We start from the raw sequence: 545 nt of genomic DNA, 5'->3' as shown, positions 1-545 counted from the left end.
TGAAGCGCACCGAGAAAAATCTCGGCATTTTCTGAGAAAAAACTTTGGCAATTTATTGCATTATTTGCAACTCCCTTGCACTTTTATAAAAGCGACGATAACCATCGCTTTTGTTTTACCAGTTGCAGATAACCAGTTCGCCGCTGGTTTTTTGCGTTTTTTCCCGACCAACGGAATAGATAAGCTCAAGGCGGGTGGTTCGGAAATCTTTGAATAACTCTCTAATATCGGGATGGTCATTAATGGACATCATTACTTTGCCTTTGCTCTCAGCCATCGATTTCGCCAATAGTTCGTATTGCATCCAATCAAAAGAACGGTCATATCCTGCTGTTTGCCAATACGGTGGGTCTGCGTAGAAGAAGGTATGTTCACGGCCGTAGCGTTTAAAGCACCGTTCCCACGGTTCGTTTTCAACGAATACACCGTTCAGTCTGGTTTTGGCAGCGGTCAGTTTTGCTTCGATTTGAGAGGCGTCCCATGCTTTAGATGTGGTGGCCGTACCGAAATGCTGTTGGACGGTTTTGCCGCCGAAGGCATTGTGC

1 protein-coding gene is annotated in these 545 nt (G+C 45.5%); it reads right to left on the bottom strand.

Going from position 1 to position 545, the window contains the following annotated elements; translation table 11 throughout:
- Positions 1-115 precede the first annotated feature (115 nt).
- Positions 116-545: DNA adenine methylase (locus tag Q3O06_RS08855; RefSeq protein ID WP_301818473.1), on the bottom strand; the 430-nt coding region annotated here is incomplete at its 5' end.

Origin of the sequence: Neisseria maigaei, assembly GCF_958267405.1 — a bacterium.
Taxonomy (GTDB): domain Bacteria; phylum Pseudomonadota; class Gammaproteobacteria; order Burkholderiales; family Neisseriaceae; genus Neisseria; species Neisseria bergeri.
The sequence above is the reverse complement of the archived record's forward strand: the minus strand, read 5'-3'. Positions and strand labels throughout refer to the sequence as shown.